Source organism: Fibrobacter succinogenes subsp. succinogenes S85 (genome assembly GCF_000146505.1).
Classification (GTDB): Bacteria; Fibrobacterota; Fibrobacteria; order Fibrobacterales; family Fibrobacteraceae; genus Fibrobacter; species Fibrobacter succinogenes.
Genome location: NC_017448.1, coordinates 951097 through 965413, shown reverse-complemented (window position 1 = coordinate 965413; position 14317 = coordinate 951097). Strand labels below are relative to the sequence as shown.

12 protein-coding genes and 1 tRNA gene are annotated in these 14317 nt (G+C 49.9%); 5 read left to right on the top strand and 8 right to left on the bottom strand.

The window, feature by feature from the left end:
* Nucleotides 1–20 precede the first annotated feature (20 nt).
* Together FSU_RS04105 and FSU_RS04100 are read right to left on the bottom strand one after the other, a co-directional pair.
* Nucleotides 21–1142 (bottom strand): cysteine desulfurase family protein, encoded by a 1122-nt coding sequence (locus FSU_RS04105; RefSeq protein ID WP_012820288.1) that lies wholly within the window; start codon nucleotides 1140–1142, stop codon nucleotides 21–23.
* 41 nt (nucleotides 1143–1183) lie between these two features.
* Nucleotides 1184–2017, bottom strand: coding sequence for an HAD family hydrolase (locus tag FSU_RS04100; protein WP_012820287.1), 834 nt, complete (start codon nucleotides 2015–2017; stop codon nucleotides 1184–1186).
* Between the two features lie 94 nt (nucleotides 2018–2111).
* Between FSU_RS04100 and FSU_RS04095 the strand changes: the two genes are divergently transcribed.
* Both FSU_RS04095 and FSU_RS04090 read left to right on the top strand, forming a co-directional pair.
* Nucleotides 2112–2786, top strand: a complete 675-nt coding sequence (locus tag FSU_RS04095) for a hypothetical protein (RefSeq protein WP_155808684.1) — start codon at nucleotides 2112–2114, stop codon at nucleotides 2784–2786.
* A 117-nt stretch (nucleotides 2787–2903) separates the two neighbouring features.
* Nucleotides 2904–2977 (top strand) — tRNA-Pro (locus FSU_RS04090).
* A gap of 52 nt (nucleotides 2978–3029) precedes the next feature.
* Here FSU_RS04090 and FSU_RS04085 read toward each other — a convergent pair.
* Nucleotides 3030–4229 carry a glycosyltransferase gene (locus FSU_RS04085; protein WP_012820285.1) on the bottom strand — a complete coding sequence of 400 codons (1200 nt, stop codon included), beginning with the start codon at nucleotides 4227–4229 and terminating at the stop codon, nucleotides 3030–3032.
* The gene (locus FSU_RS04080; RefSeq protein WP_012820284.1) at nucleotides 4229–6112 is read right to left on the bottom strand and encodes a CHC2 zinc finger domain-containing protein; all 1884 of its coding nucleotides are present in this window, start codon (nucleotides 6110–6112) and stop codon (nucleotides 4229–4231) included. The genes FSU_RS04085 and FSU_RS04080 overlap by 1 nt, the downstream gene beginning before the upstream one ends.
* Nucleotides 6113–6202: 90 nt before the next feature.
* Here FSU_RS04080 and ruvC point away from each other — a divergent pair, with 90 nt between their 5' ends.
* The 3 genes from ruvC to mpaA all read left to right on the top strand — a co-directional run bounded on the left by ruvC (nucleotide 6203) and on the right by mpaA (nucleotide 8238).
* Entirely contained in the window at nucleotides 6203–6772 is a 570-nt protein-coding gene (gene ruvC, locus FSU_RS04075; RefSeq protein WP_012820283.1) for a crossover junction endodeoxyribonuclease RuvC, read from the top strand.
* A complete protein-coding gene (locus FSU_RS04070) occupies nucleotides 6769–7449 on the top strand; it encodes a M15 family metallopeptidase (protein ID WP_012820282.1) in 681 nt (226 codons plus the stop codon). Before ruvC ends, FSU_RS04070 begins: the two co-directional genes overlap by 4 nt.
* Before the next feature lie 90 nt (nucleotides 7450–7539).
* Nucleotides 7540–8238 (top strand): murein tripeptide amidase MpaA, encoded by a 699-nt coding sequence (gene mpaA / locus FSU_RS04065; protein WP_012820281.1) that lies wholly within the window; start codon nucleotides 7540–7542, stop codon nucleotides 8236–8238.
* A 104-nt stretch (nucleotides 8239–8342) separates the two neighbouring features.
* On the opposite strand, the gene FSU_RS04060 is transcribed toward mpaA, so the two are convergent.
* The 4 genes from FSU_RS04060 to FSU_RS04045 form a co-directional block, all read right to left on the bottom strand.
* The gene (locus FSU_RS04060; protein WP_012820280.1) at nucleotides 8343–9140 is read right to left on the bottom strand and encodes a CDP-alcohol phosphatidyltransferase family protein; all 798 of its coding nucleotides are present in this window, start codon (nucleotides 9138–9140) and stop codon (nucleotides 8343–8345) included.
* Between the two features lie 60 nt (nucleotides 9141–9200).
* On the bottom strand, nucleotides 9201–10982 hold the full coding sequence (locus FSU_RS04055) for an ABC transporter substrate-binding protein (protein WP_012820279.1): 1782 nt from the start codon (nucleotides 10980–10982) through the stop codon (nucleotides 9201–9203).
* A 92-nt stretch (nucleotides 10983–11074) separates the two neighbouring features.
* The gene (locus FSU_RS04050; RefSeq protein ID WP_012820278.1) at nucleotides 11075–13606 is read right to left on the bottom strand and encodes a PQQ-binding-like beta-propeller repeat protein; all 2532 of its coding nucleotides are present in this window, start codon (nucleotides 13604–13606) and stop codon (nucleotides 11075–11077) included.
* A complete protein-coding gene (locus tag FSU_RS04045) occupies nucleotides 13599–14315 on the bottom strand; it encodes a response regulator transcription factor (protein WP_012820277.1) in 717 nt (238 codons plus the stop codon). Before FSU_RS04045 ends, FSU_RS04050 begins: the two co-directional genes overlap by 8 nt.
* Between the last annotated feature and the right edge of the window lie 2 nt (nucleotides 14316–14317).

The following is a 14317-nucleotide window of genomic DNA, read 5'->3' as shown; positions in this document are numbered from 1 at the left end:
TTTCATTACCTTTTTTGCGTTTATTTGCAAAGTTCCTTGTAGCAGCTGTCGAATGCGGCCATGAATTCGTTGATTTCTTTTTCGGTGGTGAGGTGCGAAAGGCTTATGCGCCAGGAGTTCAAAGCATTTTTGCGGTCGCGGCTGACGGCAAAAACGGCGCGGGAGGGGAGTGCATCTACGCTGCAGGCGGACTTGACCGACACGTAAATTCCTTTGTCCGAAAGAGCTTTCTGGAAAATGTTCCCGCGGACTCCCGCGACACTCAGGTTCAAAATGTGCGGAACAGCGTCTGCGGGCGAATTGATGCGGACTTTCGGATAGCCGCAGAGTTTTTCTTGCAAAATCTTTCGCAGCTCCTTGACGCGGGCAAATCGCTCTTCGAAATGTTCCATGGCAAGCGACAGCGCTGTTTCAAGGGATGCGTCCAGCGCGAGCGTCGGGGTTCCGCTGCGGTAAATGGTGGTACTGGCACCGCCGTAAATGAGCGGCTCCATGACGATTCCGCTTTTTTTGTACAAAAACCCGCTGCCCGAAAGCCCGTAGAACTTGTGCGCGCCGATGCTTGCCGTGTCTGCCAAATTCAGGTTTATGGGCGTTTTCCCGATGGCCTGCGTTGCATCCACGTGAAGGCTGCAGTTCGGGAACTCGCGGACAATCTTGCTGATGGATTCCAGCGGCTGCACGGTCCCAAGTTCGCTATCGACCGCGTTTACCGTCACAAGCACCGTATCTTTGCGGAGCAGGCTTCGCAAGTCTTCCAGGTCGATTTTCCCGTCGGTGCCGATTTTTACCATCTCGATTTCGTAGCCTGCTTCTTGCAGAGCCGTGAGCGTGGCGCTTACCGAAGAATGTTCCAGCGGGTTCGTGATGATGTGCTTGCCCACATGGTGCTTGGCCTGGACGATGCCACGGATGGCGGTGTTGTTGCTTTCGCTTGCGCCCGAGGTGTAAATGATTTCGTCGGGGTTTACGCCCAAAAGTTTCGCGATGGAATCGGTCACTTGGGCGAGGAAAGCTTTTGCTGCATGTCCTGCTTCGTGATTCGAATTGGCGTTGCCGATAAACCTGCGTTCAACTTCGCAGAATCGTTGCAAGGCTTCTTCGCATGCCGGGGTGTTTGCCGTGTAGTCGAAATAGGACATAACTATCAAAAAGATAGAAAATTGGGAGGTGCCTTCTGCGGTTAAATGAACTCGGCGAAGTCTTTGATGTGGCCTGCGGTGTAGCACGGTTCTAGCGGGAGTAAGTTCTCTGTTTTACCGAAGCCTTCAAAAAGCGTGATACAGTCAATGCCTGCGTTTTTTGCTGCTAGAACGTCGGGTGTGTCGTCGCCAATCATAATTGCTTTTTCGGGGGCGATTCCTGTCTGACGGAGAATCTCGTAAATGCCGGCAGGGCTTGGCTTGCGTTCGGGGGTGGTATCACCGCAGAGGTAAGTGGCGAAAGAATTTTCGAGACCGAATTTTTTGAGAATCTTTTGCGCGGGAGCGACCGGCTTGTTTGTGAGCATTGCCGTGCATCTCACTTTGGCGCTTTTTGTCGCGACGCAGTTTACGGGCTGCGCACCATTCTTGTCGCATTCCGCGCAGTCCTCATTACGATTGAAATTTTCCGCGCGGTTTGAAATTCGTTGCAATAGCTCCACGACGCCTTTGTACGGTTCCGTGTTTTTGGTGCAATGTTCCCAGTAGTATTCCGAATAAACTTTATGGATTTCCTTGATTTTCTCATCGCTGTAGTTTTCGCGGGCTAGCGTTTCTGCGACTTTTTCCATGTCGCGGGTGCTTGCGACGGGAATGAAATTGGCTGCGACTGCTCGGCGGATCAAGTTCATGGAACCGTTTCCGATGAATGTGCGCACGTCGTCGTTTGAATGCGTGTGCAGGCCGAATTGCGTCATCGCGTAGTTTACGGCTGGCGCTAAATCGCCAAGCGTGTTAAACAGCGTGCCGTCCAGGTCGAAAATGAACAGTTCTTTTTGCGCGATGAGAGCCTTGATTTCGTCGAGTGAAGTCATGGCGCCAAAGCTAGAAATTTTGTATATTCACACCATGATGTCTAGAATTTTCAAATCTCTTTTTGTGGCGGCTCTCTCATTTTCGGCGACTGCCATGGCTGAAGATATTATCCGCTTTGTGCCGGACCCGTACCCGATTGGTTATGCGGATCAGGGCGATGTGCGCCATATCGTCATCAAGGGTGCTAATATTACAAATAAAGAAATAGTTCTTGAAACTGTGATGGGCCAGGGCATTGGCATGTCGAACTTCAAGTATCCGACGAAAATTGCGCCGAATGCTCCGGTGACGATTGAATTCGACATGGATTTTGCTGGCATGGATGGTCAAATCAATCCGGTTGTGGTGATGGTTGACAATCAGGGAAAATCTTATGCGGCGCAGCTTGACGGCTATGTGAAAAATCCGATTTTCTTTGGCGAAAAGCTATTTGATACGGGTTACTACGCTCCGAATGAAAAACGTGAATGGACGTTCTACGTGTGGGGAACCGACAAGAAAACTCGCCCGGATTTAGCGCTTGATGAAACGGCTCAAAAGGAATTTAAGCTTAAGACCAAGAACGTGATGCTCAATGTCGATGACATCGGCAAAATTAAGGAAGGCGGCAAGGTGCCTGGCATCAAGGTCACGCTTTCGACCGCTGGACTTACACGCACGGGCTGGGAACTCAAGCAGAAGAGCATCCGCAAGATTGTGGGCTTCAAGAGCAAAAAATTCCCGAAGGCAACGCCCGAAGTGCTGATTATTGGTTACTGGAAGGACTAGTGATATTTTAGAAAGGACTAGAACTGCCGGAATGGGCTAATTATTGCTTTTTTCGGGAGTTTGCCTTGAAAAAATATCGTGGTTTAACTAACTTTGGCATACTCTTGTAAGAGACCTCGGGATGTAGCTCAGCCTGGTAGAGCGCTTGAATGGGGTTCAAGAGGTCGCTGATTCGAATTCAGTCATCCCGACTAAAAAGACTCGTCATTGACGAGTCTTTTTTGCGTTAAGGTCTGCGGATCATTAACGTGGCTTGTATCCAATTCCTTTTTTTTCGGCGATTTCTTTGTACAAGGCGAGCTGGCGCTTGAAGCAATCGTTCCAGCTGAATTTTTCTGCGTACTTTCGAGCTTTAATCTTCTTGTCGGTGAGGTCGGAATGGTAGAGCTCGACAATCGCATCTGCCAATGCTTCGGGCGTGCGTTCCTTAAGGATTGTGCCTGCGCCTGATTCTGAGACATGCTCGAATGCGGCTCCAGCGGCAGCTCCGACGAGCGCGTTTCCGCTTGCCATGCTTTCTAGAATCGAAAGACCAAAAGTTTCCCAGCCAGAAAGAGCAAGTCCCATGTCGACGCTCGCGTAATAGCGAGCCATCTCGTCGATGGAATTCACAAAGCCGATATAATTTACGTGCTTGTATTTTGCGGCTGCTTCTTGCACGAGCGGGAGGCTTGGGCCCGTGCCTGCAAAGATGATGGCGGGCTCGTGTCCGAGTTTTTGCGTCAAAATGTCGTAAGCGCCAAGAACAAGGTCAATGCCTTTTTCATTGCAATGCCTGTGCGGGAAGAATATCGTGAGGCGGTTCGGATCGCCATCCTTGAGTTCGTTCACGAGTGCTTCGTCACGGCGGCTTGGCGAGAAAGTTTCGATGTCGCAACCGAGCGGAATCCAACGCGGGTCGGGGAGTCCGTTCTTCTTGAGGCGAGCCATCGCTTCTTTCGAAGACGCTTGTACGCAATCGTAGTTTTTAAATTCCTGTTTGGCGTACCAGAATGCTATTCTGCGGGAAAGAACGCCTACGCTTGTGCCGAATTTTTTGGCGATGGGGCGCCCCACGTAAGTCACGGGGAAGTCGGCATGCCAAAAGCTGAACAGTGCAGCGTTGGGGACAACTTTTTTTGCAATGCGGCGCACGGCCGAGGGCAAAATGTAGGGTGAACCCACTTCAATCACGTCCGGTTTGTACTTCTCGAGAATCGGGCGAATTTGTTTGGACTTCCACATAAAGCGGTATTCCCAGTTGCCGGGGAATCGGAATGCTTCCACATGTTCGATAATCAAGCCATCGCTTCGTGTTTCGGTATAAGTGCTTGCTGATGGCATCACGAAGACGGAACGGACTTCGTTTTGGCGTTCATAAAACGCCATTTTCTGCAAATGGTAACGGCGGACTCCGCCTCCTGACGGACTCCAGAAGTTGTTAAAATCGACAATGGTAAACATTAAGCTTCTTTCATGCGGCTAGATTGTGGGTCAATCAAAATCTTGTCTTCGTACACGCGGCTTGTGCCCATACGCTTGGAATCTACGGAGAGATTCAATGCGCCATCCTTTTCGGTAAGCCAGTAAATGGCGTCAGAATCGCGGAGGTATGCACGCGGGCCAAGGAGTCCCATGTTGGAATCGATGAGTTCGCCACCGAGGAATATCGGGATGTCGAGAGCCTTGTACAAGTCGAGCATGATGGACGAACGCTTCTCGTGGATGTCCGGGAGTTCCGGGCGGTCGGTAATCTTCATGTGGTCGATACCGTCAATCACGAGAATCAAGTCCGGATGGTCCTTGAGTTCCTGGCTAAGTGTCTTGAGCAAGTCGTTAAAGTCGAGCGAAGGCATGTCGTCCCAGATTTCGAGACGGTTGTTGCGCACGTAAGCCATCAGGTCGCGTGTAGCTTCCGTAATCTTTTTGTTGATTTCGTTGTCTGCATTCTGCTTGCGGACGTTCAAAATCGATTCACCGATGAGCATGGAAACGAAGCGGTCAAAGATTTGGCGGCGCGGTGTTTCATAGGCCACGTAAATGACCTTGAGGTTTGGATTGCTTTCGATGAGGTCAAGCGTGAGGCTTGAAAGCAAGAATGTCTTGAGGCCGAACGGCTGAGACGAAACAAAGAAACATCCCGACTGCACACCGTCGATTTCCTTGGTGAGCTTCGGGAATGTGCTGAGCTTGTAGCCCACGCTCTGGTCAGGCGGGCATGCCATTGCGGTATCGAAGTTTTCCTTGATGTCCTGCAACAGCATGGAGCGGCGGTGCGAATGAATGGTATCGACTTCGGTATTGGCGATGAGGTCGATGAGCTGGTCGGCGCCGTTCTTGCGGACAAACGTATCAACGGATTCGTCCTTCGGGAGCACAATGGACTTGAGGCTCATGTGCATCTGTTCGGCGAGCTTCAAGTATTTTTGAATCTTGAGTTCCTGGTTGCGACGGTCTTCTTCGCGGCGCAAAATAACTGTGAATGATTCGGCCCCGCAAGCCTTGAGTTTGTACAGGTGGTTGACGTTCAGTTCCTGGAACATCGTGGAGACAACGCCTGGGATGCCGGCGAGGTCCGCCGTGAGCGCATCAAAGAAACCTTGCACGATAATGGGGTTTTCGCTATCTGCCTGGATGTTGAACGGAATAACGGTCGGGCCGGAAGCATACGTGATGTAGGTATGGCTCTTTTCGTTATCGTCGATGAGTCTACCGTAAACGGAATGGATAAATCCCTTGGAATTGCGGGCCGGAATGGTAATTCGCGGTTCGTGATACGCTTCGAGGTTGTCGAGGTAAAAACTGATCTGGTGGCGTTCGATACCGGAGAGCATGCAGTAGCTGATGAACGGTTCCGGGTCGCCGCTGTAGTAACCGAGACCGTAAAGTTGGGCTTGGCCAATGCTCCAGCCACGGGCTTCGAGGAACTTTGCCGAAGAGGGGCTCTTGCAGGCGGCCCAGTGGCAGTAACGTACAAAGCATTCGAGCACTTTGGACTTTTCGCCACCGACTTCCTTGACCCACGGGTGTTCGCTATCCTGATTGTTTACGAGATCCTTGTCGAGTGCGCCGAGGAATTCAAAGGCTTCGGAACGGGCGGTCTGTTCGTCCACGCCGTTGAAACGGCTCTTCATCAAAAAATCGACCAAGTCGCCTTCTGCACCACATTGGAGACAGCGGTAGCGCCAGTAACCTAGCGCGTCGTAGAAAAACAGCGATGTTTCTTCTGGAGCGTGGAACGGACAGCAGGCGATAAGGTTACGCCCCCAACGGCTCAGGGGAATTCCCAACTGCCTCGGGTGAGCTTTAGTTCTCATATACTCTGCATGTTCTTGATCAATCAGCATTGCGGCCTCCTATAAGAGAAATCTAATAAAGTACGCTCCCGTAAATGCGTTTTTTTTGAAAAAAAAGCAATTTTATCTATTTTTTGGAATATGGTTATTCTTGGTATTGACCCGGGCTCGATTACGACCGGATATGCGTTCTTGAAAAAGACTGGCAACCAAATTCAGGTGCTGGAATATGGCACGTTCCATGCGAATGCCACCAAAAATCTCGAAGATAGGCTTGTGCATATCGTGACGGAGCTCGAAAAACGCCTGGACCATTACCACCCGGATGCGCTTGCGATGGAAGGCGTGTTCTTTGCAAAGAACGTGAAGAGCGCCTTGGTGCTTGGGCATATCCGCGGGGCGATTCTTGTGGCGTGCCACCGTCGCGGAATGACGTACGAGGAATACCCACCGAAAGTTGTGAAGCAGGCCGTGACAGGCAATGGCGCCGCCTCGAAGGAACATGTGGCGAACATGATTTTTGCGCATTTGGGAATTGTTGGCGGGGATCTCCCGCTTGATGCTTCGGATGCGCTAGCGATTGCGTGGACTCATGCGAATCCGGCTCCGTTGGCGCAGTCGCTTTTGGGTAAAAAGTCGAAGCCCAAAAAGAAAACGACGGTGCAGCAATGGAAAGACTTGATTGAAAAAATGGGAGGGACGATTCAATGACGGACTTGTCTCAGGATTTGTTGCCCTATGGCCTTGGTACGCCTGACTTGGTGGAATTCCAGCCGGGATACTTTGTAGATCGCGAAATTGTGGATGATTTGCGTGCTCTGTCAAACGAAGTCAAGGTGAATGGTTTTGTGCTGCGTATTGAATCGGCGTACCGTTCGTTTGAAAAGCAACTCTCAATTTGGAATCGCAAGGCGCGTGGCGAACTCAAGCTCTTGAATGAAAAGGGCGAGCCGATGGAACGCCCGAAAGACGAAGAAGAGCTGATGTATGCGATTCTCACATGGTCGGCATTGCCGGGGGCGAGCCGTCACCATCTGGGGACGGACATCGACGTGGTCGATGGAGCTGCATGCCCGGAGGGCTATGAGGTTGAGCTCACGCCCGCGGAGTGCAGTGGCATGTTTGCAAAGTTCCATGCTTTTTTGACGTCCCGGATGGAGGCTGATACATCGTTTGGCTTTAGCCGTGTGTTTATTCCCGGGTGCGGGAAAATCAAGCCTGAAGGCTGGCACATTGCGCACTTGCCGACATCGCGTAAGCGCTTGGAGCATTTTTCGCTAGACACACTGCGGAGCATCTATGAACGCTCGGATATGGAATGCAAACGCGCTGTACTGGTGAATCTCCCGCAGCTCGCGGAGGATTACATCTATCCTTACTTTATTTAGAACTTAGCTCGCTTCGCTCTTAGAACTTAGATCTTAGAACATAACTCTTCTCTCTAAGCTCTGCCAACTAAGTTCTGCCAACTATCTACTATGAACTATTCTCCCGAATCCCGCGGTATTATCCGGTTGCCTTCTCTTGAATATGGACGCTCTGTGCTGGGCGCTCCACTGCTGTACTACCCGTGCAAGAGCGAATGCAAGTTGCTTGTAATGGCTGGGATTCACGGCGAAGAGCCGGAGACGACGTTCCTCTTGAGCCGTGTGCTTCGTGCTTTTGACGAGCCTTTTGATTCTATTGCTTTTATTCTGTGCGCCAATCCGGACGGAGCTGCTCTTGGAACGCGCGGAAACGCGAACGGCGTGGACTTGAACCGCAATTTCAAGACGCAGAACTTCTCAACGGAAAAGGTCGGTTCACGCTCAATTCTTGAAGCGCCTCGCGATACGCTTTTATTGCCGGGAGCATTTGCAGGGAGCGAACCGGAAACGCAAGCGCTTGTCGCGTTAATTGAAAAGCTGAAGCCTGCGAGCGTGCTTGCGATGCATGCCCCGATAGCATGCGTCGATGCCCCGCAAAAAACATCGCTTGTTGAGGGCGTGATGAATGCGTTCAACTTGCCTTGGTTGCCGGATATTGGGTATAAAACGCCGGGGAGCTTCGGGACGTGGTGTGGTGAACGTAACTTGGAATGCGTGACGCTTGAACTCCCGCGCATGTCGCTAGAACATTTGTTTGACCGCTATGGTCGTGCGTTCGCGGAATTCTTGGAACGCTTTGTGTCGCGCTAGAACGCGCCAATAATCTCCATAAAAAGAAATGCCCGCTTGCAGCGGGCATAACTTCAAATTAGCGACTGACGGCTATCCACTGTCTACTGTCTACCGTCTACTTCCTACTTTTTGGCTGCTTTAGCTTCTTTGATAATCTGCTTGCGGTAGATGAGGCCTACTGCAAAACCAATCACCATGTAGCTTGAACCGAGAATGAGCAGGTATTCAAGAATGAACGGTACCTTCGGGTTGTAGAAGAGGATGCCTGCAACGTAGGTGAGCAGGATCAGCACGATCTGGAAAATGTTGAAAGCCTTGTTCTTGCGCGGCTGGAGTTTCGGGAGGAACAACGGGCTTACCATCAAGAATCCTGTAATGACAAACACGATAATCGGGAGCCAGAAGAGGAACGTGCTGGAGTCTGCGAAAACGCCCTTGGTCATGAGGAACACGATGAGTGTTGCATTGACCATGCCCGCAAAGGTGGAAGGGAGGCCGGAGAAATGGTGGTGGTAAGTGTCAGAATCGCAAGCATTGTACTTGGCGAGGCGCATGGCGGCACAGAGCACGTAAACGGCAAGTGCAACCGTCATCAGGAGCCCATGGTTCTGGAACCATTCCGGTGCGTAAATCTTGTAGGTGAAGAAAACGCAGAATGCAGGGGCGAGACCGAAAGCCACCAAGTCGGCAAGGCTATCGAACTGAGCGCCGAATTCGGAACTGGCGTTCACGAGGCGGGCGGCAAAGCCATCAAGCTTATCAAAAAGGGCGCACAACATGACGAAATAGGCACCCATGCGGATTTGGTCTGCCGTACTAAACGAACCAAATGCTCCGGTTGTCCAGCAAATGGAGAACACGCCAAGCAAAAAGTTCAGGCTTGTGAAAGTATTAGGCAAAACAAAGCGTAATTTTCCCACGATATACTCCTTTAAATGGTTTGCTAAAGATAATTTTTTTACGGTGAAAGAGAAACTTTTTTATTGATTATCGGCTTTATCAACGGGTACAATTTCCCAAAGTGCGCTTACTCCAGCAGCAACAATAAGGTTGCTAGGGGGTGCATACGGGTTTTCTGCCGTAGGGAAGTTTGTCCAGTGTTTAGTTGAGAACTGGTAGAATGTCGATGGCCTGTACATGAGGGGGAGTACAGGGACTGTTTCCATGAACAGTTTGTTGAGTTCCCGGTACGCTAGAACGAGCGAATCTTCATTTGCGATGGTCGGTATGTTGGCCAAGATATCATTTATTTCGGGATTCTGGAAACGTCCCTGGTTTACAAATGTCTCTTCACCGACAGGCTTATAAGATAAAGTGCTTAGCATTTGGTAGAACCTGTTCCATGGATTGGCGACTGAGTGCTCTGTCGGCGGAGTCTTCATGGCGAGGTCAAAAGTACCCCGGCGCAGGTCCGAGTCCCACATGGCGTAGTCGACAATCTTAGGTGTTGCGGTAATTCCGATTTCGGCAAACGATTCCACGACAACATTGATGGCTTCAATCCAGTCGTTCCAGCCTTGCGGACACTCGATGGAAATGCTGCGGACAAGCTTTTTCTTCTTGTCGAGAAGTTTTCCGTCTGCGTTCCAGGAATAGCCTGCTTCCTGGAGAATTTCACGTGCTTTTTCAGTGTTGTAGCTGTAGCCGAACTCGTCGGCGTCTTCCTTGTTGAAATACTTCTTTTCGAGGCCAAACGGGAGGATGAACCCGGGCTGCACGGCGGGGGTGTAGTTCGAAAGGGCGCGAGCTTTGATTTTATCGAAGTCAATTGAGTGGGCTAATGCGCGTCTAAAGCTTACGTTGTTGAACGGTTCTTTTGTGGTTGCAACGACCAAGGCCGTAATGGTGGCGGGGAGCTGGTATGGTTCTTCGCGGCTCCAGGAGCGGATGCTGTCTTTGGCCTTTTCCCAAATTCTAGGCAAGTAAATGGAAGAAACGTCCAGGTTTCCTCGACTCATGGCATTGTTAAAATTGTCATTCTTGTCGTAAATGGGGTGTATGATGTATTTGGGAGCAGGCTTTCTGCCACCGTAATTGCTAGATCTCCAGTAGTTTTCACTGCGTTTTAGCACAATTTGGTCTGGAGAATAGTTGGCTAAGGTATAAGGCCCCGAAGCGACTGGTTGAGCGTCGTTCTTGAATTCGAGAATCTTCTCCATGTTGTAGCTTTTGCCGGTCTTTGCAGACTTAAGCAAAGGCTCGAATACAGACTTGGGGAGAATCGATGTCTCGGCAATGGCATTCAGAACCATGAGCGGGTTCCTGTTTGCTGCCATGTAGAAAGAAATAAAGTTGTCGCTGTCAGCGGATATCGCCTTGATATACTTCCAGTTGTTATGATGGGCTGTCGGGAGGATGGAATCCAGCTTGAAGGTGAATAACACATCTTCGGTGGTGAGCGTTTCACCGTTGTTCCATTTGGCTCGCGGGTTCAGGTGGACGGTAATGGTCGAATCCGTCTGGCTGTAGGAATCTGCAAGCATGGGGTCGAGTCCGCCTGTCAGCTGGTTATAGGCGAGTAAAGACTCGTACATGAGGCGGATGTTTCCGTCTGCCGGGAAATTTGGATCCGGGTCCAGCGGGTTAAATGTTGCGGGCGGAGACCAGTCGAAACCACCTACGTAAAGGGTTTCGTTTCGCGGGTAATCAGAAACCGCGGTTTTGGGCGTCTTTGAAACATCTTCCTTGCAGCCTGTGAGCATGAATGCCACCGCTATGGAGAGGTAGCTCAAGGAGACGATTCTTTTAATGTGGACGCTCATGGATTTCCTTGAAAAACAAGCTTTGCAAAATGTAGTGAGATTTTGCAAAAATGACCACTAAAATTTAGTTTACTATGACCTATAGTGCTAATTTATAGCGGAAATGCGTAAAGAACGCGTTTTGGGGAGGCGCTAAACAGGGTGTGGTTCAGAATGAACGGTGTTCCTGCGCCACCTGGGGTATTGAAAGTCTTGACCACTTTGCCGGTTTTGATAGAAAGTGCGATGATTTCATTCCCTTGGTCGATCCATGCTTTGCCATCGTAAATGAAAGGCTTGGAGAATATGGACTTTTTGCCTTGATATTTCCAGAGCGGGGTGCCGATGTTGGAATAAAGAAGGATGGACTGGTCCGAAAGTGAAATGATGATTTTGTCTTCATTCTGGTCGCGGAACACTTGCATCGAAATAATGGGGTATTCCATGAGAACTTGTGTGGGACTGTAATCCTTCTTTTTCGTATTCTGTAGGAAAAGTTTATTTGTGTTTGAAACGAGGACGAGGGTCGAGTCGATTCCTTCCATGGCCGTGATGTTGACCGGAACTCTATTTGATGATTTTTCTTGCGTAGAGCCGTTATCGTCATTGAGGCGCATCAGCGCTCCATCAAGGTTGCAAAGCTGCAAGAATTTAGGGAGCTTTACGACATGGAATGGCATGGAATAAACTTTACGCGACCAGACGATGCTGTTGTTTGCTCGTGAAATCTTGAGCAAAAAACCATTCCACGTCGAGGCGTAAATATAATCGCTAGTCATTGTGAAGTTGAATGCTTTTCCTGGGAGTTGCAACGGCTTGTTGAACGCATCCTTGTTCATGTCGTAAACGTTCATCTGGTAGCCTGTTGAAATGACGATGGCATTTTCATCGGACTGTATGACTGGGGCGTTCCCGATTTTGCCGATGTACTTGCTCCAGCGCTGTTCGCCATTTTCGGCATTGATGCAGATAAGTTGTTCTGTAGCCGGGTCAACGGTGTAGAGATTCTTTTTGGCCCCCAGGAATTGCGGGTACATCGTCTTGGGCGATATGTTTAACGGGCTTGCAAAACTTGCACCGATGACATCGCTGTAATGGCTCAATATTGTACTTGCAATTTGCGGGCTACCGCCGACAGAAAGCCTTACCGCTTCGGCCCATGCTCTTTGGCGGTTCTTTTCGGGCGCCTCCTGCTTCTCCAGATTTAAGGCCTTGAGAAAATGAGCTTCGGCATTGCCTGGTTCATTCTTGATGATTGTATCCAGGAGCGGAGGGATGTTTTCCCAATGGTCTTGCTTGGCTTGTAAAATTGCCTGGGCGGCAAGTTTACTCGTATATAGTGGACGCTGACCGTAATAATGGGAATCGATGGCGTAGATTTTCTTGTCTTCGTAGGGAATGTAGATAAAGCGCCTTTTGACAATCGGGGCTGTCATCGGGGACTTTGCAAAGTTGAAATTCCACAGCGGTCGGAGTAACGTATCAACTGTAATGACGGATCCTTCGTTCGAGAAAAGTCCTAGCGTTCCCTGGGCTAGCTGGTACACGTTCGAGGCGTTGACGCGGATGCTTGCGTTGATGTTTCCGGTCTGTTGGTCGTACAAGGTGACTTTACCGGAAGCTTCTAGCGTGACGATATTCTTTTCGAATGCCTGAAGTGTTTCGATGTTCCCGACGGCTGCTTTCCAAAGCGGAGTCTTTGGATTTTGCAATGTGTAGCAGAAAAGCTCGTTCCCTGAAATGAGATATATTTTGTCCTTGAGGACAAATGTCTGCTGGATGATGTCGTATTGTGCGATGATAAACGCTTCTGCTGCCGAATTTGCTGAAATAAAGTGGAGGGCGTTGTCGGGACAGTTGACAATGAAGTTGTCGCTAATGAACAAGTCGTTCTGGATTTGGCAAGAGGTGTAGTCAACGCTACCTTTTGTGATTGTCCCCTTGCGGTCTAATATATAGAAGCCCTTGTCGGTGATGGCGATAGCATAGCCGTTTGCGGCGGTAAATTGGCTTAAGTCTTTGATGTTGTAAGGTGTTTCCTGATTGGGCGAATTGTGCGGCCTGTAAAAGACAGAATCTCGAGTGGAATTCTGGTACCACATTCCTTCGGAATCGATATGCAGCAGGTGATCGTTTTCATTGAGCTTTGATGCAATTTCGATAACCATCCCGCTTTCTATTTTGGCGATGTGTCCGTTTTCAAAAAGGATGTTCGCTTTTTTACCTTCAAAGAACTTGCGGATGGGGCTGCGGAGGGGGATTGTCTTTTGCAGGAGCCTTACGGGTGCAAAACTGGTAGCGGCGTCTCGGCTTGCAAGCCAGTAGGATTTGCTTGTATTTTTGGTAAACGCCTGGCTGCGGCTGTAAAAGTGGTTGGCCTGGGCCTTGTTGTTTGCCAAGTCGTAGATTTTGCCGAGGTAAAAGAATGCGGATTCCTTGTCGTCGGCATCTCCCTGACGGGAAATTTTTTCTAGAAGGCGGATAGATTCGTCAACTTCGCCTTTCATTTCGAAGAGGTAGATGGCTTCCTGGAGTTGCGATGCCATCTTGCTTGCGAGTGCTTGGCTAGAAAACAGCGAACAGAGGGCGAGGATTGCGAAAACCCACGCCTTGAAAACGTTTTCTTTTTGCCAAATATTACGCATCAAACTTGTAGCCTGCTCCACGGATAGAAAGGATGATTTTCGGGTTGGCCTGGTCGTCTTCAAGTTTGCGCCTCAGGTTCACGATATGGTTGTCAATCGTGCGGGTGGAGGGCATGTTTTCGGGAGTGTAGCCCCAGAGATCTTGCAACAGGTCTTCGCGTAAGACAACTTCGCCACGGCGCTGCCAGAAGTACTTGAGAATCTGGAATTCCCTTGTGGAAAGTTCCAGCGGAACGCCGCCCTTGGTGGCGATGAACTTCTTGAAATCCAGGTGGATGTCGGCAAAGTCAATGGCATCGACTGAGGCAAGCTGCTTTGTCGGATTTGCTTGAGTCTGCAAGTCAATTCGGCGGAGGAACGCCTTCACGCGTGCTAGAAGTTCTAGAATAGAGAACGGCTTTGTTACGTAGTCATCTGCGCCCATGTCAAGGCCTGCGACTTTACTCGTTTCTTCGGTCTTTGCGGTAAGCATAATGATGATGCATTCCGGGTGCTTTTTGCGGATAATTCGGCAGACTTCAAAACCGCTCTTCTTGGGGAGCATCACGTCTAGCAAGATGAGGTGCGGCTGGAATGAATCCGTCTTGGCAATGGCTTCTTCGCCATCGCATGCCGTCTCGACTTCGTAGTTTTCGAGCTCAAAGTTGTCCTGGAGCCCAAGCCGGATGATTTCTTCGTCTTCAACAATGAGAATTCTGTGTTGTTGCATAA

Excerpts from the sequence above, each read along its gene's own strand:
- FSU_RS04105 (WP_012820288.1), bottom strand. The coding sequence starts at position 1,142 with ATGTCCTATTTCGACTACACGGCAAACACCCCGGCATGCGAAGAAGCC.
- FSU_RS04100 (WP_012820287.1), bottom strand. The coding sequence starts at position 2,017 with ATGACTTCACTCGACGAAATCAAGGCTCTCATCGCGCAAAAAGAACTG.
- FSU_RS04095 (WP_155808684.1), top strand. The coding sequence starts at position 2,112 with ATGGCTGAAGATATTATCCGCTTTGTGCCGGACCCGTACCCGATTGGT.
- FSU_RS04085 (WP_012820285.1), bottom strand. The coding sequence starts at position 4,229 with ATGTTTACCATTGTCGATTTTAACAACTTCTGGAGTCCGTCAGGAGGC.
- FSU_RS04080 (WP_012820284.1), bottom strand. The coding sequence starts at position 6,112 with ATGCTGATTGATCAAGAACATGCAGAGTATATGAGAACTAAAGCTCAC.
- ruvC (WP_012820283.1), top strand. The coding sequence starts at position 6,203 with ATGGTTATTCTTGGTATTGACCCGGGCTCGATTACGACCGGATATGCG.
- FSU_RS04070 (WP_012820282.1), top strand. The coding sequence starts at position 6,769 with ATGACGGACTTGTCTCAGGATTTGTTGCCCTATGGCCTTGGTACGCCT.
- mpaA (WP_012820281.1), top strand. The coding sequence starts at position 7,540 with ATGAACTATTCTCCCGAATCCCGCGGTATTATCCGGTTGCCTTCTCTT.
- FSU_RS04055 (WP_012820279.1), bottom strand. The coding sequence starts at position 10,982 with ATGAGCGTCCACATTAAAAGAATCGTCTCCTTGAGCTACCTCTCCATA.
- FSU_RS04050 (WP_012820278.1), bottom strand. The coding sequence starts at position 13,606 with ATGCGTAATATTTGGCAAAAAGAAAACGTTTTCAAGGCGTGGGTTTTC.
- FSU_RS04045 (WP_012820277.1), bottom strand. The coding sequence starts at position 14,315 with ATGCAACAACACAGAATTCTCATTGTTGAAGACGAAGAAATCATCCGG.